Annotated in this window: 19 protein-coding genes and 1 pseudogene; 8 read left to right on the forward strand and 12 right to left on the reverse strand. The window is 57.8% G+C overall.

Going from position 1 to position 20,054, the window contains the following annotated elements; genetic code table 11:
• Positions 1 to 45: 45 nt before the first annotated feature.
• Positions 46 to 2,052: an AAA family ATPase gene (locus DVK07_RS16380; protein ID WP_121598027.1), complete on the forward strand. Its 2,007-nt coding sequence runs from the start codon at positions 46 to 48 to the stop codon at positions 2,050 to 2,052.
• Positions 2,053 to 2,393: 341 nt separating this feature from the next.
• Positions 2,394 to 3,140: a hypothetical protein gene (locus DVK07_RS23395; RefSeq protein WP_199719557.1), complete on the forward strand. Its 747-nt coding sequence runs from the start codon at positions 2,394 to 2,396 to the stop codon at positions 3,138 to 3,140.
• Between the two features lie 364 nt (positions 3,141 to 3,504).
• On the opposite strand, the gene DVK07_RS16390 is transcribed toward DVK07_RS23395, so the two are convergent.
• Entirely contained in the window at positions 3,505 to 4,149 is a 645-nt protein-coding gene (locus DVK07_RS16390) for a molybdenum cofactor guanylyltransferase (protein WP_121598029.1), read from the reverse strand.
• Positions 4,146 to 4,580: a molybdopterin-dependent oxidoreductase gene (locus tag DVK07_RS16395; protein ID WP_394338886.1), complete on the reverse strand. Its 435-nt coding sequence runs from the start codon at positions 4,578 to 4,580 to the stop codon at positions 4,146 to 4,148. Before DVK07_RS16395 ends, DVK07_RS16390 begins: the two co-directional genes overlap by 4 nt.
• Before the next feature lie 254 nt (positions 4,581 to 4,834).
• On the opposite strand from DVK07_RS16395, the gene mobB reads away from it, so the two are divergent.
• Positions 4,835 to 5,566: a molybdopterin-guanine dinucleotide biosynthesis protein B gene (gene mobB, locus DVK07_RS16400; protein ID WP_121598030.1), complete on the forward strand. Its 732-nt coding sequence runs from the start codon at positions 4,835 to 4,837 to the stop codon at positions 5,564 to 5,566.
• A gap of 123 nt (positions 5,567 to 5,689) precedes the next feature.
• On the opposite strand, the gene DVK07_RS16405 is transcribed toward mobB, so the two are convergent.
• From DVK07_RS16405 to DVK07_RS16440, 8 genes are all read right to left on the reverse strand, one after another.
• Complete coding sequence (locus tag DVK07_RS16405; protein ID WP_004597856.1) at positions 5,690 to 6,274, reverse strand: molecular chaperone; 585 nt, start codon at positions 6,272 to 6,274, stop codon at positions 5,690 to 5,692.
• Positions 6,271 to 7,575 carry an NrfD/PsrC family molybdoenzyme membrane anchor subunit gene (nrfD, locus tag DVK07_RS16410; protein ID WP_121598031.1) on the reverse strand — a complete coding sequence of 435 codons (1,305 nt, stop codon included), beginning with the start codon at positions 7,573 to 7,575 and terminating at the stop codon, positions 6,271 to 6,273. Before nrfD ends, DVK07_RS16405 begins: the two co-directional genes overlap by 4 nt.
• The gene (dsrO, locus tag DVK07_RS16415) at positions 7,575 to 8,405 is read right to left on the reverse strand and encodes a sulfate reduction electron transfer complex DsrMKJOP subunit DsrO (protein ID WP_004597860.1); all 831 of its coding nucleotides are present in this window, start codon (positions 8,403 to 8,405) and stop codon (positions 7,575 to 7,577) included. The genes nrfD and dsrO overlap by 1 nt, the downstream gene beginning before the upstream one ends.
• 2 nt (positions 8,406 to 8,407) lie before the next feature.
• Entirely contained in the window at positions 8,408 to 10,891 is a 2,484-nt protein-coding gene (locus tag DVK07_RS16420; protein WP_121598032.1) for a molybdopterin-dependent oxidoreductase, read from the reverse strand.
• Positions 10,884 to 11,126: a 4Fe-4S ferredoxin N-terminal domain-containing protein gene (locus tag DVK07_RS16425; RefSeq protein WP_121598033.1), complete on the reverse strand. Its 243-nt coding sequence runs from the start codon at positions 11,124 to 11,126 to the stop codon at positions 10,884 to 10,886. The genes DVK07_RS16420 and DVK07_RS16425 overlap by 8 nt, the downstream gene beginning before the upstream one ends.
• 180 nt (positions 11,127 to 11,306) lie before the next feature.
• Positions 11,307 to 11,963 (reverse strand): helix-turn-helix domain-containing protein, encoded by a 657-nt coding sequence (locus DVK07_RS16430; protein WP_121598034.1) that lies wholly within the window; start codon positions 11,961 to 11,963, stop codon positions 11,307 to 11,309.
• A 91-nt stretch (positions 11,964 to 12,054) separates the two neighbouring features.
• Positions 12,055 to 12,390 (reverse strand): carboxymuconolactone decarboxylase family protein, encoded by a 336-nt coding sequence (locus DVK07_RS16435; protein ID WP_121598035.1) that lies wholly within the window; start codon positions 12,388 to 12,390, stop codon positions 12,055 to 12,057.
• A 92-nt stretch (positions 12,391 to 12,482) separates the two neighbouring features.
• A complete protein-coding gene (locus DVK07_RS16440; RefSeq protein ID WP_121598036.1) occupies positions 12,483 to 12,881 on the reverse strand; it encodes a helix-turn-helix domain-containing protein in 399 nt (132 codons plus the stop codon).
• 422 nt (positions 12,882 to 13,303) lie between these two features.
• Here DVK07_RS16440 and DVK07_RS16445 point away from each other — a divergent pair, with 422 nt between their 5' ends.
• The 3 genes from DVK07_RS16445 (at position 13,304) to DVK07_RS16455 (ending at position 16,274) form a co-directional block, all read left to right on the forward strand.
• Positions 13,304 to 14,362, forward strand: coding sequence for an Mrp/NBP35 family ATP-binding protein (locus DVK07_RS16445; RefSeq protein ID WP_121598046.1), 1,059 nt, complete (start codon positions 13,304 to 13,306; stop codon positions 14,360 to 14,362).
• Between the two features lie 173 nt (positions 14,363 to 14,535).
• Positions 14,536 to 15,456, forward strand: a complete 921-nt coding sequence (locus tag DVK07_RS16450; RefSeq protein WP_121598037.1) for an extracellular solute-binding protein — start codon at positions 14,536 to 14,538, stop codon at positions 15,454 to 15,456.
• The gene (locus DVK07_RS16455; protein ID WP_121598038.1) at positions 15,453 to 16,274 is read left to right on the forward strand and encodes an ABC transporter permease; all 822 of its coding nucleotides are present in this window, start codon (positions 15,453 to 15,455) and stop codon (positions 16,272 to 16,274) included. Before DVK07_RS16450 ends, DVK07_RS16455 begins: the two co-directional genes overlap by 4 nt.
• Positions 16,275 to 17,457: 1,183 nt before the next feature.
• Here the strand turns inward: DVK07_RS16455 and DVK07_RS16460 are convergent.
• Complete coding sequence (locus DVK07_RS16460; RefSeq protein ID WP_199719561.1) at positions 17,458 to 18,132, reverse strand: helix-turn-helix domain-containing protein; 675 nt, start codon at positions 18,130 to 18,132, stop codon at positions 17,458 to 17,460.
• Between the two features lie 89 nt (positions 18,133 to 18,221).
• On the opposite strand from DVK07_RS16460, the gene DVK07_RS16465 reads away from it, so the two are divergent.
• Both DVK07_RS16465 and DVK07_RS16470 read left to right on the forward strand, forming a co-directional pair.
• Positions 18,222 to 18,977: a cupin domain-containing protein gene (locus tag DVK07_RS16465; RefSeq protein ID WP_121598039.1), complete on the forward strand. Its 756-nt coding sequence runs from the start codon at positions 18,222 to 18,224 to the stop codon at positions 18,975 to 18,977.
• 2 nt (positions 18,978 to 18,979) lie between these two features.
• Positions 18,980 to 19,819, forward strand: a complete 840-nt coding sequence (locus tag DVK07_RS16470) for a CPBP family intramembrane glutamic endopeptidase (protein WP_121598040.1) — start codon at positions 18,980 to 18,982, stop codon at positions 19,817 to 19,819.
• Positions 19,820 to 19,858: 39 nt separating this feature from the next.
• Here the strand turns inward: DVK07_RS16470 and DVK07_RS16475 are convergent.
• Positions 19,859 to 20,054, reverse strand: a pseudogene (locus DVK07_RS16475) (RNA-guided endonuclease TnpB family protein); the annotation flags it as partial.

A 20,054-nucleotide genomic window follows, 5' to 3' on the forward strand; every position in this document is an offset into this window, starting at 1 on the left:
CTCTATGTTCCCTACATTTATGATATCTTGCTATCTTGTTAGGCTATGATTGTTTCTCGTGCCCGAGTACAGTATTTCCGCTCCATCGTGGATACAGACTGGGTTGAACTACAGTCAGACATTACTACGCTGCTGGGGAAAAACGAGAGTGGGAAAAGTTCGTTTCTTAAGGCATTAGAGGCCGTTTCGCATGATCAGCCATTCAAAGAGCGCGACCAGAATTACAACCAAAGTCCCGACGAGACTCCTTTCGAAATGGTCCGTGTTGAACTTATCTCGGAGAGAGATACTGATTCGATAGAAGTGGGTCCATTGGAGTTCGATGATCCGATCCACGTTGTGAAGCTATCAAACGGCGATCGACGAGTTGAGTCAGGTTCTGGGGAGGCGATGATATCTCGTAGTGCTCAAAAAAGAGTCCTGAGAGAGAATGTAGAAGAGGCATGGCAAGTTCTAAATAACCTAAGAAACCAGAACACCGGGAACTTCCGGAAACGCTACGACCAAAACGTTCAGCAGAACATAAACAATATCAGAAACAATGGGGAAGACAATTCTCTCCAGTGGAATCTGAATCAGTTGGAGAATGCGATCTCCGGTCTGGATACTCTTCCAGAAATCGATACTGGGGAAAGCAATCAGTCGATTGAAGAGATAAAGATAGATCTGAAGGAGGCTTATTCAGAAGCTGAGGCTGTTTCCGATTTCGATGTGTCGTCGATACTACCTTCCATAGTCTACCACGACGAATTTGACCGAATTACGGACACAGCAAATATTAACACCTTAGACCAGGCTGAGAATCGAACCTTCCGGAACCTGCTGGAGCTCGCGGAAATTGACTACGAGGATTTTGATGATAAGGAGGACTTAGCGCAGATGCGTGAACTTCGGACGGCAGGGACTGATGTGTCGGGCGAAGTTAATTCTATTTGGGATCAAAAATCCGTTGACGTATCAATCACCAACCGCAAGAACAAGTTCTTGGTCCAAATCGCAGATAGCTCCCTGAAAGGAGGGAAATCTGGGGAGGATGTCCAGCGAGATCTTGTTCCTCCGTCGAGTAGGAGCGAGGGCTTCCAGTGGTTCTTCTCGTTCTATACAAACCTCAGCGCGGAGACTAATGGAGAAGATGGAGATAAACTGATTTTACTGGACGATCCAGCTGTCGTGCTTCACCCAGAAGGCAAGAAAAATTGGCTCGATGCGATCGAACAGATGGCTGACAATGCTCAATTCGTCTATTCTTCCCACTCCCCGTTCTTAATCCGGAAGGAACACCCCGAAAGAATCAGACTCGTCGAAGACTTACCCGAACAGGGGACGAAGATCACACGCGATTGGGCAGAGGGAGATTCGATGGCACTGAAACCACTTCGGAACGCCTTGGGAATTGGACTGGGAGACTCGCCGTTCGCCTCAAAGAGGCAGATCTTGGTTGAGGGGGTGACGGATTATTATATTTTCACTGCGCTGAATAACTATCTCAAATCGGTCGGAATGAATTTCATAGACTCTGACGAAGTGTCGATTATGCCGACCAACGGCGCGCCAAATATGCCGAATGCGGCGAAGTGGGTAGCATCTGAGGATTTTTCATATGTCATCTTACTAGATAATGACCAAGCCGGGAAAGATGCTAAAGAGGAAATCATTGAACAGCATCAAGAGGTCGATCCTGAGAGAATCGTCCTACTTGAACTCGATGACGAGAGGCCTGAGTTCCGGATTGAATTAGAGGATCTGTTTTCCACGGAATTCTATGTAGAATCGGTCAACAGGTCCTATTCAGAGAAGTTCACGGGTGAATTTTCCGAGATATCGCTCGAACACGACGAGAGTGAGAATATATATCATCTCAATGAGGTGGAGTACAAGGGCAGAAAGATCACGTCCAAATTGGAAGAAGTACTCAGTAATCAGGGAATGGGTAATTTTGATAAAGTACTTGTTGCTAATGAAGTACAAGATCGGTTGAACAGCGGAGATGTTGACGAGTCAGATATCACAGCGTTCCTTCCTATTTTTGAAAAAATTCGGAAGCTCACCTAAAATACAATCACGTGGCGGCGACAGAGGACATCGATATTTTTCTTGCCATCACCGGAGTGGCCGTGCTGTTGGCCGCGCTCGTTGCTGTACCTGTACTTTTGTTCGAGAACGAATCAGGGTCCGACTGATAGACTCACGTTGTGTATCTCGCACGCCGATCCTATCAGCTCTTAAGGATTTCAACAAATCCAATCTCTATTATCACTTCCGCCTGAAAGTGCCGTAGCCCCTCGTCCTTACAGGAGGTAGAAAAGACATACACTTCGCCTTCTCAGCCCGAGATTGGTGATTTATCTGAACCAACGAACAGATACATCAACGATACGTCCGAGACGAATCATATGGCTGACGACACCGACTTACATCCTACCCTCCACCCCAACTACCAGATTGCCGAGCGAGTTCGTCTTCAAATGGAGATGTTTGCGCAAAAGTTCCGTGAGCTCAACGAAGGAGGCCAATTAGCGGATGTCCTCCGTAATCCGGGGACACTTCCTGGAGCGCGCGTTGAACAGCAACCCGAAGTATTTACTGAGCAGTACTTGATCGAGCCGGTTCTTCACGGGCTCGGATACCGGAGTCCAACATCCGAAGAGTACAGCGCAGGTGGCGCACATTTCATTCGCCGGCCAATAACATATCGTAAGGTGGAACCTCGACAGCCGGATTATCTCCTCAAGAATGTCGACGACTCGTTGGTGTGTCTCGTAGAAGCGAAAGCAGCAAACCGTGAATTAGTACGAGGTTCGAAACAAGACGCTACGGCCGACGTTCGGCAATACCTCGAAGAGGATACATTCTGTAAATACCTCCGCGATATCGATCAAAAGTACCTCGTAGGGATTGGTACTGATGGACTCCGGTGGACGCTTTGGATGAAACACCTTGCTACAGGAGAGATCAAAGAAGCCACCCCAAAAGTCGATCTCTCTAGCATTGTGGAACGCGAAGCGATTAGAGCCGAAACGATTGATGGAGATGTTGAGCTGGGGAGAGCTGCTGATCGAAAAACACTCTCAGAAGAGTTCGTCCCTGCTTTTGGAAAGAGAAATCTCAAGGATCATGTCCGTAATTCATTTGATGGATAAGCAGCTTCTGTGGTCGTGATTATTGCGCTAATTCCGCCCACTCGGTAGCACGACAAACCCGCAACGGGCGTTTTTCGGTTCGTTCTAACGACGTCCGATATTAATTCCTTATGTAACATATAGATAACACCGAGAAACAGGAGTTACAGAAGGAATTACGACGGTGTTGAGCAGCTTCTATAATCACCCGATCTCGGCGGGTGATCTGCTGTCTTGCTCTTTACCAATACCTCTAGAACACTCGTTACAGTCGACAATCTCAACATCTCATCTTTTGCTTGAGCTCTGTCTCTAAGCGTGTTCAATTCGCACTCTTTAGCGACCAGCTGATTCAGCACCGATTGGTCGGATTCAACAAAGCAGATTACTCTCTTTGTCTCTCAGTGACGTGTTCGAGTTCCGCGACCGTGTTTATATTCGTTGTCGATAGCCGGATCAACTGCGGTAGTTCATTCAGCTCAGCGTAGTCGACATGGTCAAACTCGGCGAGAAACGCATTGAAACTACTCTCACCAGATACACTATTTCGGTGGCTGATGACCGCAGAGCGTCGGTAAAACGCGTGTAGTGGTTCGCGTTGTCCGCACCGTGAAACTGGGACGACTGCTTCAGGCGCTCTCTCAGCGTGATTCGCAACTCGTGTCCACAATTCCCTGACTGCTCTCGGATCCAAGAGCGGCATATCGCACCCGACTGCGAATATCCACGGTGTCGGTGCCGCCTCACATGCTGACAGTAGTCCGGAAAGCGGTCCCGCGAGACTGCTGTCGTCCAACACGAACCGCACATCCCATGACGGTGGGAGTGTCCTGCGAAGTTGCTCCCGTTGCGCCTCGGTTTGAACTGCGACAATTGGTGGCTGTGCTGTCGAGGCACGAAGCGTACCGAGTACTCGCTCGAGAAACGTCTCGCCTTCAAGCGTGGCAAGGGCCTTGTCTCCGGCGTCGAATCGACGACTGTTCCCACCTGCGAGAACCACACCAGTCACGTCAGGTGATACGCCACTCATGCGGAGTATTCCTCTTCTCGGGATATTTCTTCGAAAGATTCCGGGTCAACACTCGGAGAGAGGTGTCGTGCTTCCAGTAGGGCGACCGCCTTTACCGTTCGAGCGCCGTCGACACCAGGCGTGATAAACCGTGTTTCGTATGGTTGGCACTCCAAAATTGGCGTGCCGCCACGAAAGAAGGCAAGCAAGCCGTCAAGCGCCGCGCGGATGTCAACACACATCCGATAGCCGCCATCACTTTCGACTAGCAAATGAGTTGTCTCGTCTGAAACGTCGGCGGCAGAGAGCAGTTCGGGTACCGGAATTCCTGCCCAGGTTGCTGTGTTGCGTGTACCCGACGCACACTTGATTGTGACCGTTTTGGTCTCGATCGGAAGCATCGACAGTGCTTCACCAGATAACGACAGACTGCGATTCCCCGAGACAGTAATCGGGGTGGATAGTGAGGGAAGTTCGTGGAAACGAGTGTCTGGGGAATTCATGTGCCTAACAGTAAAGCAGTAGTTCTCAGCGACCCTGAGCCTGCTCCTCAACAATTAACCTGATTAAGTAAATATAAATGTATAGTCTTGCCTCGGTCTGAAGAATCTCATCTACCATGCGAACAGCCGCTGTGACGACCGAATGAGTCACCCTGACCTAGCGCTTCCGGACGCTATATATTAGCTTCCCTGTGAGTGAGAGTATGAAAGTACTCGGCGTCGCCGGACCGTCCGACTCCGGAAAGACAACCACCGTCGCAGAGCTCGCGTCTCGCCTCAGTGCTCACGGGGCGGTGGGAACCGTCAAGCGCCTCACTCACGAACCAGACATCGATACCGATGGGAAAGACACCGCCAGACATCGAGCGGCTGGCTCGATGTATACCGTCGGTCTCACCGACGACGGAGGATGGTTCGGCACCGGCGACCAGCGAACGCTTAGCGACGTGCTCGACGACTTCGCAATCGAGTGTGACTACGCCATCGTCGAGGGGTTTAGCGACAGTCACCTGCCGAAGGTGTCGCTCGGCGATAGACCGGTTACTGTCCCGGAAGTAGTTACGGCCGCCAGCGCTGACGATCTTGACTTCGACGAGGTGACGGACATCGTCGAGACCCTCCCCTCCTACGAGACACCGGCGTCCCTCGTGACCGCGCTCCGTGGCTCAGTCGGTACAAGCGCTTCCGGAAGTATCGCGACGAGTACCGTACTGGAGGCCGAACTGGCTTCCACTGATAACGTGGAAACACAGGTCGAAGCGGCGGAACGCCGCCTCCGTTCGACGGACGGCATCCGTGACGCGCGCGTCCACCGTCAGCAGCCTCTCTTCGACGAACATGACGGTCTCGTCTACGTGGTAGCACTGGCCGACGGCCCAACGAGAGCAAACGAGGCGGTCGGCGAGGCGCTCGATCAGCTCGTTGATCGAGCCTAGCTGTCCGACGTCCGCGGCTCTCTCAAGAGAAGAGCAACTCACGGAAAAGCGGTACCTGCGTGGTGCCGACTCGATCGATTATACCGCCGAGACGCCGTCGAGTTCGCAAGCCGAGTGGCTTAGCTATCCCACCACCTGCCGGGTTGTCGCCGCTAGCGCCTCATAGAACTGTTCAGACGTCTTGTCCTCAACACGCTCCAAAAACGCTTCAGTCCACGTGTTGAGATGTTCGTCACAGAACTGTTCGAGCCGCTCATCGAACCCTTCTTCTGCTAGGTACGCGGCGAACTCTAACTCCGTCGCGATATGGTCTGGAAGGTCCGAATGGTCCTGAGCGGGCTGGACGCCAAACTCTCGATACCAGCGCGCGACCGCCATCGTAGCGGGCCCCTTGACTGGACCGAGTTCGTCGGGATCGTCACGGTCGCGGTAGACGCTCTCGTATGGCGGACACGGCGGTCCTGCCGGGCCGATAAACAGCCGCGTGTGTTCGGTTCGAAGATCCTTGAGGTCTACCGATCCGAGGTCGCCGAACACCGGTTCCAACTCGCCCGCTTCGACGGCCGCGACGAGCCGGGGGCTGGGCTCCCGCCAACACTCGGCGAGGACCGCGTATGTCGCCGCTGCGTCCGACTGGAACGCGTCGCTTTCGTCGGTCCGTTCGGTCGACCGCTCACGTTCGGTCGACGCGGTAGTTTGGTCCGTCATTGGTCTTGTTTTCCGCCGTCAGTCGCGTACGATGGCTCAGCGTCGACTCGCTGAATCGGCACGTACTTCAGGCCGAGCGTGACGATAAACGCCCCGAAGGCGATAATGCCGAGGGTGACAGCGATCTCAACGAGCGTCGGGGTGTAGGCCCCTGCCGTCGCCCAGATATCGGTCGTAATACCGGTGTACTCGCCGCCGAGCGAGATGCCGGGCGCAGAGTCGATGTTGGCGACCTCGTACCCCGTGAACACGAGGCGAATCCCCTCGAACATCGTCCCGACGACCGCGAGCACGCTCGCGGTAAAGATGACTGACACGCGTTTTCGGAGGGGCGGGAGTGCCAGCATAGCGAGCGGGACGGCGCCACCGACGACGGTCCACAGCCAGAAGTACACCGAGTCCCCGATCAGGAAGTTACTCATGATGGCCCAGAACTCGAAGTGATCCGCCCAGGAGTGCGGTAGCCGCTCGGCCGCTAAGAGGTACACCACGTGGAACGCGAGGAAGATCCCGAGGATCTTCCCGAGGCTCGTGAGCTCTTCTCGGTCGACCTCGAAGTTCGTGTACCGGTCCGCGAGGACCGACACGATCAACAGCAGGCCGAGCCCGGAGACAAGCGCTTTCGCGATGAACACCGGGGCGACGAGCGGGCTGAACCAGTCACCGCGACCGACCTGCGTCGCGAATATCCAGCCGGTCACCGAGTGGAGCGCGACCGCGGTCGGAAGCGCGACTGCCGCAGTCCAGAACATGAGCGTTCGATCGCGCTCACGGCCCGCCTCGGTGTCTTCGAAGCCGAGCGCAAGCGACGACCCACGTGCGGCTAGGTCGCGGCGGGTCAAGAGCCACAGGTACCAGAGGTTTAACAGTCCGTACAGCAGGACGATACCGAAGTCCCACACCATCGGTGAGCGGAAGTCCGGCGAGGTGAAAAACTGGTATATCCGCCCCGGACGACCGATGTCCGGCAAGATGAGCAGTCCCGCGACGATGATACACGCGAGGCTGACCAGCACTCCGAGTCGGGCGAAGCCCTCGTAGCGGTGCGAGTGGAAGAACTTCGGCGCGCTACTGATGATGAGTCCGCCTGCCGACAGCCCCACGAACAGGACGAACATCATGATGTACAGCCCCCACGAGAAGACATTGCGCATTCCCGTGGCGATCAGCCCCGTCGTGAGCTGGTACCCCCACGCAGCGATCCCAGCGGCCATGAGCGCGACGAGCAGGCCGATCCAGAGCTTGCCCTTTCCGCCGAACGAGGGGATCGCGACTCGCGACGATCCGGTATTCGCTGCCATCAGTCGTCACCTCCCGATTTCGCAGGTGTAGCGTACGGAATCTCGCCACCCTCAACCGAGTGGCTGCTACCACTCGACTCGCCACCAGCACTGTCGGCTTCCTTCGACGGAACATCGTCGTCACCGTCGGACCACGGCGAGACGTCGTCGAGTTCGCTCTCCATCTTGTCCGACGTCTGCGGGCGTCCCGGACTCATCTCACCGCTGATGTAGTACGTGTTCGGGTCCGTCCCGCGGTCTTCGAGCAGCTGGTCCGTCTCGTACTTGTCGATGTACTTCGAGACGGTGCTGCTCTCGTCGTCGAGGTCACCGAAGATGCGGGCGTCGGCCGGACAGTTGACGACGCAGGCCGGATCGAGCCCCTCGTCGACGCGGTGGCTACAGAACGTACACTTCTCGACGACGCCCTGCGGTCGGGCCTCCACGTCACCGGTTCCCTCCTCTGGCATGTGTTCGGGTTCGTCCCAGTTGAACACCCGAGCGTTGTACGGACACGCCGCCATACAGTAGCGACAGCCGATACACTTGTCGTAGTCGATCTCGACGATGCCGTCGTCACGGGTGTACGTCGCGTTGACCGGACAGACCTTTACGCACGGCGCGTTCTCGCAGTGTTGACACGCCGTCGGCTGGTACTGCATGTCCAGCGACCCGCTCCCGCCGTCTTCGGGGTAACCGCCCGAAGGGGTGTCCATCTTCTCACCGCCCTCGGTGAGAACGCGGTTCCAGAACTGCCCCATCGGAACGTTGTTCTCCTGTTTACACGACACTGCGCACGCTTGACACCCGATACACCGCTCCTGGTCGATTACGAGCCCGTGTTTTGTCATCGTCAGTCACCTCCTGTGGGAGTCGCTTTGGCACCGCTCCCGCGCGGGTTGTCAGATCCGTATTTATCGGTGTCGACGTCGTCGGGTGCGGATTCGACCGCCACCCGCACGTCGTAGAACGCCATCGTCTGGCCGACCTCACTGACCTCGTTGTGCGTGAGGTCTTGGAGGTGACCCTCGACGAAGTCGCGGCTCCACCACCCCTGATCGGTGTTGACCAGACCGGGCTGGAACGCGTCGTTGTACTTCGCCTTCACGACCATCTCGCCCCGGTCGTTGTACACCCGGACGTACTCGCCGTCGTCGATGCCCCGGGCCTTTGCGTCCTTCGGGTGGATGTCCAACTGCGGTTCCGGGTTGATCTCGCGCACCCAGTTCAGCATCTCGTACTGCGAGTGGATGCGGAACCGACTGTGCTTCTGCATAAACATCAGCGGGTACTCGTCGGCCTTTTCGTAGTCGTCGGCCGTCCGGTCTTCGAGGGGTCGCGGCACGTCGAACGTGACGCCCTCTTCGCTCGGGGCCTCATCGTCGTACATCTCGATGCGTCCCGTTTCGGTGGGGAACTCGTCGGTGTACTTGACGATCGGGACGCTCTCTTTCTTCTGCGTCCCCTGCTCGAACAGCGTGTCGAAGTCGATGTCGTCGTCTCGGCCGGCGAGCTTCCGGAGCATGTCGCGTTTCGTCTCCGGGAAGCGATCGCCGTACCCGAACCGCTCCGCGAGTCCGCGGATGGCATAGTAGTCGTCTTTGGCCTCCCACATCGGTTCCTGCACCTTGTGGCGGTAGCCGAGATGCGGATGGGACCCCCAGCCCGAGCTGATGTCTTCCTGCTCGAACCAGTGGGGGACCGGGAGGATGATGTCCGCGTGCTGGACCGTATCCGTGTGGTGCATGTCCGCGACCACGTACATCTCGAGGCTTCTGATGGCCTCTCTGAACCGCTGGCGGTCCGGGAACTGGTTCCCCATCATGTTCGACTCGATGGAGTAGACGGCCCTGATTTTGTGCGGGTCACCGTCGATCATCGCGTCGGGATACTCGGGGAAAGTCAGCGACGGTCCGGGGTCGGCGTCGCTCGGACTCGCCCAGTCACCGGCAGCAAGCGTCGCACCGCCGGAGTGGTGGGCGTGGATGTTGCCGTGACGACCGTAGTCGCCGGTCATCCCCATCAACATGGCGTACGCCTGCCCGAAGATGTGTCCGTGTTTGTACCGGCCGAGTGCGTAGCTCGGGGCGATACCGCCAGGACCACGGGTCGCCAGCCACCGGATCGCAGTCCGGATGTTCTCGGCGTCGACACCAGTCGTCTCTGCGACATCCTCGGGAGCGTAGTCCGCCACGTGGTCTCGAAGCCTCGTCAGCGCCGTCTCGCACGCGACGCCGTCGACGGTGAACTCTCCGAAGAGCGCGTACGCGCCGCCGGTCTCGGGTTCCAGTGCGACCGGGCTGCCGCTCCCGCGTTCGACGGCGACGACCTGATTCTCGCCGGCGTCTTCGAAGATGTCGCTCGCCTCGAGCAACTCCCCGGTGTCTTTGCGGATCAGCGCCGGAGCAGTCGTCCGTTTCCGGAGGAAGTCCTCGTCGTACGTCTCGTCCTCGAAGACGGTGTGCATCATCGCGAGCGCGAGGTGTACGTCCTTGCCGGGCTCGACGGGGAGCCACAGGTCCGCCTTCGACGCCGTCGTCGTGTACACCGGATCGACGACGACGAGTTTCGCCCCGTTCTCGATCGCGTCGAGGATCTTCGAGGCGTCCATCTGGAACTGACTGGAGAAGATGTCCGACCCCCAGACGATGATCGTGTTCGCGTTCTCCCAGTCTTCGGCTTCGTTCGTCGGCGGGAGGAAGGCACCGACACCAGTGACGCGGTTGAAGCCGCGACCGACGTTGGTGTCGATACCCCAGGCGGATTGGGTCGCGCCGAACAGCGACGCGAGTCGCTTGAACGATTTGCCCGTCTGCCCGTAGTTCCCGGATCCCTCGTGGAAGAGGACGCTCTCGGCGCCGTGGTCGGCTTTTAACGACTGCATCTTGTCGGCGACGAGGTCGAGCGCCTCGTCCCACGAGACGCGCTCGAACTCGGCGTCCGGACCGCGTCCCTGTGGATTGGGCTCGTCAGGCGACCAGTCCGCCCGCTTCATCGGGTACTTCAGTCGCGTCGGGTCGTACACGCGTTGCGTGTGTGACAGTCCGAGCACGCAGGCTCGCTTGTACTGTTCGTCTTCCGGTGGATGTGGTTCGATCTTCTTCACCTGACCGTCGCGAACGTGAACGTCGATCGGACACTTCCCCCTACAGTTGGGCGAACAGACGGTCTGGATGACGTCGTTTTGACCCACAAAGCTCTCGATCCCGGAGGTCGACGGCTGATCTTCCTCGCTCTCGACCAGCGTCTGGAGAAATCCGCCACCCCCAACTCCGAGGGCGGCAGCGGCTCCACCGGCCTTCAGTACGTCTCGTCTGTACGCTTTCCCGTCAGTCATCCTCGAACCCCTCCGGCTTCGTCGGGCGTTCGTCCTCGCCGAACTCTTCTAGTACTGCTTCGTGGTACTTCTCGTGGAACTCGGCGTCAGTCAGCTCTCCATTTGAGACCCGAATCGCATCACGAGCCATCTGCACACCGAGATCAGTGTCATATTCGACATCATCTAACATCGCTTCAGCTTCATTTTCCCACTCATCGATCGGCGTCAGTCTCGGCTGCTGTGGGTCACTCATGGCTCTATCTGTATGTTGTGAGTAGACCGCGATACGACTCGCGCTGTATACTACAGCATCTTATATACGCCGCGAGTTATTGGTGAACAATTGTTATATTATGGCACAGATAGAATACTACCTTGGTATTTCACACGCCTTATCGTCGCACATCGATGACCGCCCCGGGAGCTGGACGGCTTACCTGAAGGCGGCGAGCGCAAGTTTCGACTCCACCGAGCTCAGCCGCTGCGACATCGCCGACTTCGTGATGTCCTGGTCCGCAGCGAGTTCACCGACGCTCGTCTCCCTCGGCGTCTCGTAGTAGCCCGACGAGACCGCCATCGCGGCCGTCTCCCGTTCGGTCTCGGTCAGCGTGGAGAGGTCGAGGGTGACGCGGTTCGACCGATCGCCGTCGACGGAGTCGACCCGCGTGAGACGGCGCAACGAGAGGTCGTCCGTCGCCTCTCTGAGATCGTCTATCAGCGCGGAGAGGTGGTCGCGGTCCGGGAGGAACGCCTGAATGACAACGGCCTCATCGGTGACCTCCGTGATCTTCGGAATGCAATCGTAGTCAAAGAAAATTGGGCAGAAACATTCTGATGTGATCTCGGTTTTCGAGTGACGGATCTCGGTGTCAGTCGAGCCTCCCGCCGTCTCGTCGTCGTGATCGCGCGCTGTTTCCGTGTGACACTCTCCGTCGGAAGACTGCCGGTCGATCCGGTCGGCGTCTCGGCCGTAGACCTCGACGGGACAGGCGACCGCGCCAGACGCAGATAGCTCGAACTCGACGTAGAGGCGACGGGTCTCTTCTGTGTCGCCACTCTCTCCGTTCGACGATCGCTCTGTCAGTCCCATAATCGGTGCGTACGACGAACGAGCATAAGACGTTGTCTCGGGTTATCGGCCTTTAGAACGGCCGAGAAGACGAGACGAGTCAACTCGTTGTTCACTCTGTATCCACAATATCGTCGATCCACGTTAGCACAGCCACCGCCTTCGGAAACCCGATTGTTGGCACGGCCAGCAGAGCGACGTGTCGCAACGCCTCGGGATCGACACCCTCCTCGAGCGCTCGCCGGACGTGGGAGTGGACAGCTCCCTCCGACCCAGAGCCGGCCGCCAGCGCCAGTTTGACGAGGCGTTTCTCTTCGCCCTCAATCGGGCCGGCTTCCGAACAGGCTTTTCCCAAAGCGGCGTACTCGTCCCACACTTCAGGGAATTCGGCCGCGAGCTCGCCCGCCGTTGCCGGGAGTTCGTCGGTGTCTTCGACAGCATCAGACATACACATAATTCCGGAGAGCAGACGTAAAAACCGAACCGAACGTTTCCACGACGTGACGATGCCTCCCCGATCGGTTCAGCCGGTTCGACCGATCACTCCCCCCGGCCAAACGCAATCGTCGAATCCAGCAGCTCTTCGCGGGTCATCTCCTTCACTACCCGCCGAACAATAGTCGCCTCGGCGCCGTGGAGACGTTGTGAAACCGCGGACTTGGAGACGTCGAACTCGCCCGCGAGATCCGTGAGCGTCACCTCCCGCGGGTCGGCGTAGTACCCGGCTTCCACCGCCCGAAGTAACGTCCGACGCTGTACCGCGGTCAGCTCTTCGGGATCGATCGAGACCTTCGACTGGCCCTCGTCACGGATGTCACGGATCCGTACCCCTTCGGTGTCGAGATCCCCGATAGTACCTAACACGGCCGCGACATCGACACACGGATCGATCTCTATCACGACTGTGTGTCCGTCGTCGCCCGCGTCATTCGTGACCATCGGTAGATCTATATCACTAATGTGTACTGAAAAGAATAAATTAGATCTGGTGAATTATGTTGGTCATTAAATATCCTCCTCAGATCTTGCGGGCCATCGCTTCTCCGAACATTACGTTCACGCGGCGCGGCGCCTGTTCGCCGGATTCACTCTAGTCGGTGCGGCTGTGTAGCGTCGGAATTTGCCGATAGAATTTAAACACCTGTAATATACAGGAGTACGTCTTGGGTCGTCGGGTTATAATCGATAGATATGTATCGACACCGTGGCAGCTGCCGGGCGTCGACAGGCTCGAAGTTCGGCTTTGGGTTCGAGACGCTCCACGACTGGGCGACATTCGTCGAAAGCGGCGCCAACGAGACCGTAGTCGACGGCGGCAAACCGCAACTGTCCGCCTCTCAATTTAATCCGGGGATCTAATGATGACCTCTACCCTTCGTAACGCGCTCGCCCGAGTCGACGATCCGATCCTCGACGACGACATCGTCTCGCTCGGTCTCGTCGGCGACGTCGAAGTCGACGGCGATACCGCTCACGTCCCGCTCGCTCTCGGCGCTCCGCACTCGCCGGTCGAGACCCAGATCACCGAGGACGTCCGGGCCGTCGTTCGGGAGGAGGGATACGAACCCGTTCTCTCGGTCGAGATCGACGATACGACACCCGCCGGCCAGATGGACGGCGCACCGAACGTGATCGCTGTCTCCTCCGGTAAGGGCGGCGTCGGAAAGAGTACCGTCTCGGTAAACCTCGCGACGGCGATGGCCGAGCGGGGTGCCAACGTCGGACTGTTCGACGCCGACGTGTACGGTCCTAACATCCCGCGGATGCTTGGCGTACAGGATGAACCGGGGAGGGCGGAGGACGACGAGACAATCAGACCGGTCGAGAGCCACGGACTCAAGCTGATGAGCATCGGCTTCCTCGTCGGTGACGACGATCCTGTCATCTGGCGGGGCGCCATGGTCAATAAGGTACTCACAGAGCTACTACACGACACCAAGTGGGGAGATCTCGACTACTTCGTCGTCGACTTGCCTCCGGGAACGGGGGACGTACAGCTGACCTTGCTCCAGCAGATAGGGGTCTTGGGTGCGCTCGCCGTGACGACGCCGCAGGATATCTCGCTGGACAACGCCCGAAAGAGCGTTCGGATGTTTGACAAACATGATACGTCGGTGCTCGGCGTCGTCGAAAACATGAGCGGGTTCGTCTGCGACGAGTGCGGGACTCGACACGACGTGTTCGCGACCGGCGGGGGCCAGCGACTCGCCGACGAGTTCGATCACCCGCTCCTCGCCGAGATCCCGCTCGACCCCGCGATCCAACAGGGGTGCGAGGTCGGAGAGCCCGTCGTTTCCGACGGTAACTCGGAGCCGGCACGAGCATTCCGAAAGCTCGCTGAACGGACGATGGACCAAGTCGGTCGAGAGCGGCGACGTTCGCACGCCAACGGTGCCGTCGAAATTGGGCAGAACCAGTAGGCAACGGCACGCTGAAGGTCGCGCTCAATCGGCGACCCCCTTGGATTTGGCGTCGTAATTAGACCTGACCGCGAATAACTTGGAGACAGTCGAGAATGTAACTTCAAACAATTACTTCTCACAAAGTAGTAACTTTAGAAGGTTATATTCTGCCGGTGACCGAAGCCTTCAACATGCAATCGGGATCCCGTCGATCGGTCCTCGCGACGCTCGCGGCCGGGGGCGGAGTCGGGGCCGCTGGCTGCCTCGGTGGCGGCAATTCTGTCTCCGTTCTCGCCGCCGGGAGCCTCGCGGTCGTCCTCGACGAACACCTCGGACAGCAGTTCGAAGAGGAGACGGGAATCGCCGTTCGCGGGGAATATTACGGCACCAACGCGGTGATGCGGATGGTCGAGGACGACCGGAAGTACCCGGACGTTGTCGTGAGCGCGGACGCCGGGCTATTACGCGACCGGCTCTACGACACTCACTCGGTATGGGATGTCTCATTCGCGTCCAACGCCATCGGGATCGCCTATGCTCCCGACACACGGTTCGGGGAACGACTAAATGCGGGCGATCCGTGGTACGAGGTTGCGCGTGAGGCCGACAGCGGTAATTTCGCGATAAGCGATCCCGATCTTGATCCCCTCGGATACCGCGCCATCCACGCGTTTCAACTCGCCGAGCGGGAACACGGGCTCGACGGCTTCGCCGAGACCGTCACCGAGGCCGCCTATCGGGAGCCGGAGGAACCACAGCTGCTCGCCGGCGTCGAGACGGGGAACCGCGCCGCCGCGGTCGTCTACCGGAACATGGCCGCGGACCACGGGCTTCCGTTTCACTCGTTCCCGGACGCGTACAACTTCTCGAACCCGGAGTACGCCGACCAGTACGCGGAGGTCTCGTACACGACGGACGACGGGTACACGGCGACCGGCGCACCGATCGTGTACAACGCGACGGTGCTCGAAAGTGCGGACTCGCCGAACGCCGGGCGCGAATTCGTCAGATTCCTTGCGAATGCCGGCGAGACCCTCCGGGAGAACGGGTTCGAGACAGAGGCGTTCCCGAGAACGCACGGAGAGGTTCCTATCGAGGTGAGCGGCGAATGAGCCTTGTTGATGTGACTCGCTCGGCAACGAAATCAGAACGGGTGCCCCCGCTGCTGATCTTTGGAGTTCTCGGAGTGGTTCTGGTCGTGTACTTTGCGCTCCCCTTCGTATTATTCCTCGGCCGAACCGGATCTGTTCCCGTCGTTGAGACCCTGCTACAGACGACGAGCCGGACGGCAGTCCGGAACTCGCTTCTCACCGCGCCCGTCGCTACTGCGATTGCGACCGTGTTTGGTGTTCCGCTCGCGTACGTCCTTGCACGTAAGACGTTCCCAGGGAAACGACTTGTTGAGGCGCTCGTCGTGCTTCCGCTCGTCGTCCCGCCGGTCGTTGGCGGGGCGATGCTTCTCAGTGTGGTGGGGCGGTTCACACCGATTGGGGCCGCCGCGGCGCAGGTTGGGCTGCCGCTGACGGATAGTCTCGTCGGCATCGTGCTCGCACAGACGTTCGTTGCCGCGCCGTTCGTCGTGATCACCGCTCGAGCTGGGTTCAGATCAATCGACGAGCGGCTCGAACAAGCGTCTCGATCGCTCGGATGCGGGCCGATAGCCACGTTCAGACGCGTGTCGCTCCCTCTCGCAAGACGAGCGATTGTCGCCGGTGTTATACTCACGTTCTCGCGGGCCATCGGCGAGTTCGGCGCAACGATGATGGTCGCGTACAATCCCCGAACGATACCAACACGTATCTGGGTCGATTTCATCGCCGGCGGCATCGACGCGATTGTTCCACTCGCACTCGCGCTGTTGGCGGTCACGCTCGTTGTGGTCGCTACGGTACAGCGGTTCGCCGGGGTGCCGACCGTGGTGGAGCATTGACATCCTCCTCCGCCTTCAGGCGGAGGAATCCCGAGCGGTGGGAGTTTCAGGTTCGCAACCATGAGCCCGGTTTCTTCTTCGGGAACCCGTTTAACCCGTCACGAAACGGTGGCTGACTGGCGGTGTCAAACCGCCGTTACTCCTATCCTCAATGCCGTTGACTCTCATCTGTTGTTTTTGCCAGCAGGGAGTCGCTGACACTTCGACGGATTTGGAGTTATCTTTGGACTTGCTCGATCAACAGGCACAGACGAACGCTTCTGGCATTCGCGTTCACCGTGTTGGTGTTTTGGATATTGTCTCATTAGCGGCGGCGAGGCCGCCTCCAAAGGCCGTTCGGAACCGGTCCGTTCCGACCTGACCCTACTCTCCGATACGAATTGACACCACTTGAAACTGCGGACTTTGGAAACTCGGGAATGCCACCGAACAGTGGTTCGTGGAGGGCTCTGTCGGATTCATCCTGCGCTAAAGCCGCAGGTATTCTCCTCGAATCTCTATAAGCTTCGAACTCAATGGGATGGCCCACCGGTACAGGTCCGAGTGTACCCTCGAATACGACTCTACGGCTCTGTTGAAATCCTTAAGAGCTGATAGAATCGGCGTGCGAGATACAGAGGGTGAAGTCAGCAAGTGAGCACTCCATCCGCACCGATTGTTGAGAAACGTATTGTATCCGAGCATACTCATTTGTACCAAATTTTTATTTTTCTGTCCTATCATATCGGAACATCTTGTTCCGGACGACTGTAGGCTATCTGTTCGGTTTCGGCTTGGTGCTCGCAAGTATCACTACATGGTGGGTCGGCGGTAATGCGATACTGGCCGGAACACATACCGGTGGAGCAACTCTCATAGTTGTCGGATTATTATTCATGTTCGCTGGCGTACTTGCGTTCCCTCTAAGCCGGCGAAGACTACAGACTCAATTTAATATTAATCTCTCGGCTTCAACGACAGTACTCGTGAGTGGTAGTGCTATTGTACTCGCAGGGGTTATTTTGTTCATAGCTTTAATCGCACTACTGGCTCCTTGACAGGTGGGAAGATCCGGCTCTGTTGAAATCCTCAGGTGCTGATAGTTTGGAGAGGCTATGCTGAATACACAGCGCATAGTCAGCCACGCTCTTTTTACTACTCTACCCTGGCTTGTGCGATCCAGGATTCGATGGAATGGATTACTTTACGGGTCAACTCCGAATTCGTCCATCACTGCACAGACAATGTTCGCCTCTGCCTTCTGTAGATGGTCACTGGCTGTCGGTGGTGCACAGTCGAGTTTAGCGGCGATATCTTCGTGAGTCGCCCCACGAGGCTGATTATAGTAGCCGAGCTCAAACGCGACCGCGACCGCCTCGCGCTGTCTGTCGCTTAGGCTTACCACTGGATCGTCGGCGTAGCTCTTGAGCTGGCTAATTTCGTCGATTTGTACCTCGAGGCCATCTGGAGCCGCGTCGAGAGCACGCTGGAGGGCGCCAGCGTCGCCGACGACGCGAGCCGACATCGTGCCGTCACGATAGACAATCGGTTTACGGACAATGAGGCCCGCTTGTGTGCTTGCTCGGTGAATGGCAGCGAACAGCGGCGTCTCCAGCGGTCGTATGACGACTAACACATACGTCTTCCCCTGTGTCGTATCGGATAGTTCGACCGAATCAATTCCAGCGGTATTGGCTGCCCGTTCGGCGAAGGTCGTCGGATCTCCATCGACAGTGTACAGGAGCGTCGACTGTTCGCTGGCTGCCATACTCCAGTCGACCAGACGAGCCTCTGCGATGGCCGGCGAATCGGCCAGTAACTCGAAAAATTCCGGTGCATGGTTGTCGTCAACGTGAACGGTGACCTGAAGCTGTTTCACGTCTCCTCCTGTCGAACGAGGCGGGGATAAATCCTGTATGTATACCTCACAGAAGCTCCATTCCCTGACGAGCCGTAGCACGAAAAGAGATGGAATCTGAGACACTGACCCGCACTCAGGCTCAGGGTGCCGACGAGAGAAAGGAAAAAACCCTACAGACCGGTCGGCCGCTGGTGAATGGAACGCCAACAGACGTGTCGACACTCGAATTAGATCCCGATAGTTCTGCGAGTGTTCTCCTGCGACGGTCGCCTCAGCCACTCGTTTCCGATCCAGTGAGTCAGACGTGGGCGACACTGCTGGAGCGCCCGGACTCGGGAAAGACTGATCGCCCCGTTCTGATCCAATGGGTGTCACCGGAGTCTCCCGCACCACCTCTCCACTACCATCCGACGACAGAGACGTTCAGGGCGATTGAAGGGGAAGTCACCATCGTCTGTGAGGGTGATCCAATCAACCTTGTACCTGGGGAATCGGCAACTGTCGAACCGGGCCAAGAGCACACGTTCCGCAACGATACCGACGAAATCGTCGCGTTCAGGGCCGAACTTCCTTCGATGCGGACGGTGAAAGGGCTCTACACCGCCTGGGGACTGGCTCACGAGCGTGGGAGCGACGAGGATGGCACCTATCCTGGCCCGGGACTACCTCAATCGCTCGTGGTCGCCGCAGACCTGTATGACGAGACGATTATGCCAATGGCACCGCTGCCAGTCCAGCGACTCCTCTGGGCAGCCGTCGGGTGGGTCACGCGACTTTGGGGAGCAATCGGCATTGATGATGCCTATCTCGACGCGTCGTTCTGGGACCGACACGTTGAGCAGCCAGAGTGGGACGCCATCTAGCAATGGTACTTGCTGACGTAGATCGACCCACGTTCGAGCGGGGATCAGCGGTCCCCGTCGCTACGTATCTGGTCGCACTCGGTGTCCTGTCCGCATTCGTGTTCGTGTCCCCTGGAAAATCACCGCCGCCCATTCTGGGGATTGTGTGGGGTATTTTCCTCGCCGCACTCGCTATCTGTGCGTTGTATCTCGAGGGTGTCTCACCACGTTCGGTTCTACCATCTGTTCGTACCTTCGTCCCTGTGATTGTACTCGTCGTCGTGTTCTGGGGGTTGTACAATCTCGTCGCGGTCGGTCTCGCGCTGGCTGGCGTTGTCGGGTTCGAGGCCACGTGGTCGAGAGTCGCTGCTCATCCGCTCGCCTATCTTGCGGCACTGTTCAGTTCACTCCTGTTCACCGCGATTCCAGAAGAACTGGTCTTTCGTGCGTATCTCCAACAGAAATTCATCGAAATGGCTGGCGGCGAAAGCCGTCGTGCGGTTGGCTTCGGCGTCGTGGTCGCGGCAGTCCTGTTTGCTGTCTTCCACCTTCCGAGGTGGTTTCTCGCGTTGGAGCACGGAGTCGGTCCCGCCTTGGTAGTCCGGCTTTCTGGACTCACTCTCGCGGGTCTCGCTTTCGGTACCGTGTACGCAGTAACTGGAAACCTTTGGCTGGTCGCTGTCTTTCACGCCACGATGAACAGCCGACCTGTCTTGGTCACAGTGAGCGTCCCACCTGAACTCCACTTCGTAGTCGGTATCATCGAGTACGCTACTATTACATCGGTTGTGTACCTATCGGTGTATCTAACTGAACCAGAGAGAATGGCTTTTACCAGATCTCGACAGGAGAACTCGTCTTGAGAGTGAATCTATCGCTCATACAGTGACTTCCTCCCCACCCTACTCGCTCACCGCTGACGCGGTTCGCTCCTTGAGGGTGGGGCTTCCTGCTTCCATGACGCGCTTTGCAGACACCGAATCGGTGTCCGTAGGGAGCGCAGTCTCCACAGGCGGTGATTCGGGACAGCCCATCCCTACTTGTTCGAGACCGCGAGAAAGAATGTTCCACGACGCATTCGCGTCTCTGTCCGCCTCG

Origin of the sequence: Halorubrum sp. Atlit-26R (genome assembly GCF_003666015.1) — an archaeon.
Classification (GTDB): Archaea; Halobacteriota; Halobacteria; order Halobacteriales; family Haloferacaceae; genus Halorubrum.

What these genes read in the sequence shown, in the direction of transcription:
- dsrO (WP_004597860.1), bottom strand. Translation starts at nt 8,405, where the DNA reads ATGACAAAACACGGGCTCGTAATCGACCAGGAGCGGTGTATCGGGTGT.
- DVK07_RS16445 (WP_121598046.1), top strand. Translation starts at nt 13,304, where the DNA reads ATGACCTCTACCCTTCGTAACGCGCTCGCCCGAGTCGACGATCCGATC.
- DVK07_RS16425 (WP_121598033.1), bottom strand. Translation starts at nt 11,126, where the DNA reads ATGAGTGACCCACAGCAGCCGAGACTGACGCCGATCGATGAGTGGGAA.
- DVK07_RS16465 (WP_121598039.1), top strand. Translation starts at nt 18,222, where the DNA reads ATGGAATCTGAGACACTGACCCGCACTCAGGCTCAGGGTGCCGACGAG.
- DVK07_RS16440 (WP_121598036.1), bottom strand. Translation starts at nt 12,881, where the DNA reads ATGGTCACGAATGACGCGGGCGACGACGGACACACAGTCGTGATAGAG.
- DVK07_RS16420 (WP_121598032.1), bottom strand. Translation starts at nt 10,891, where the DNA reads ATGACTGACGGGAAAGCGTACAGACGAGACGTACTGAAGGCCGGTGGA.
- DVK07_RS16390 (WP_121598029.1), bottom strand. Translation starts at nt 4,149, where the DNA reads ATGAGTGGCGTATCACCTGACGTGACTGGTGTGGTTCTCGCAGGTGGG.
- nrfD (WP_121598031.1), bottom strand. Translation starts at nt 7,575, where the DNA reads ATGGCAGCGAATACCGGATCGTCGCGAGTCGCGATCCCCTCGTTCGGC.
- DVK07_RS16470 (WP_121598040.1), top strand. Translation starts at nt 18,980, where the DNA reads ATGGTACTTGCTGACGTAGATCGACCCACGTTCGAGCGGGGATCAGCG.
- DVK07_RS16455 (WP_121598038.1), top strand. Translation starts at nt 15,453, where the DNA reads ATGAGCCTTGTTGATGTGACTCGCTCGGCAACGAAATCAGAACGGGTG.
- mobB (WP_121598030.1), top strand. Translation starts at nt 4,835, where the DNA reads ATGAAAGTACTCGGCGTCGCCGGACCGTCCGACTCCGGAAAGACAACC.
- DVK07_RS16405 (WP_004597856.1), bottom strand. Translation starts at nt 6,274, where the DNA reads ATGACGGACCAAACTACCGCGTCGACCGAACGTGAGCGGTCGACCGAA.
- DVK07_RS16450 (WP_121598037.1), top strand. Translation starts at nt 14,536, where the DNA reads ATGCAATCGGGATCCCGTCGATCGGTCCTCGCGACGCTCGCGGCCGGG.
- DVK07_RS16430 (WP_121598034.1), bottom strand. Translation starts at nt 11,963, where the DNA reads ATGGGACTGACAGAGCGATCGTCGAACGGAGAGAGTGGCGACACAGAA.
- DVK07_RS16380 (WP_121598027.1), top strand. Translation starts at nt 46, where the DNA reads ATGATTGTTTCTCGTGCCCGAGTACAGTATTTCCGCTCCATCGTGGAT.
- DVK07_RS16435 (WP_121598035.1), bottom strand. Translation starts at nt 12,390, where the DNA reads ATGTCTGATGCTGTCGAAGACACCGACGAACTCCCGGCAACGGCGGGC.
- DVK07_RS23395 (WP_199719557.1), top strand. Translation starts at nt 2,394, where the DNA reads ATGGCTGACGACACCGACTTACATCCTACCCTCCACCCCAACTACCAG.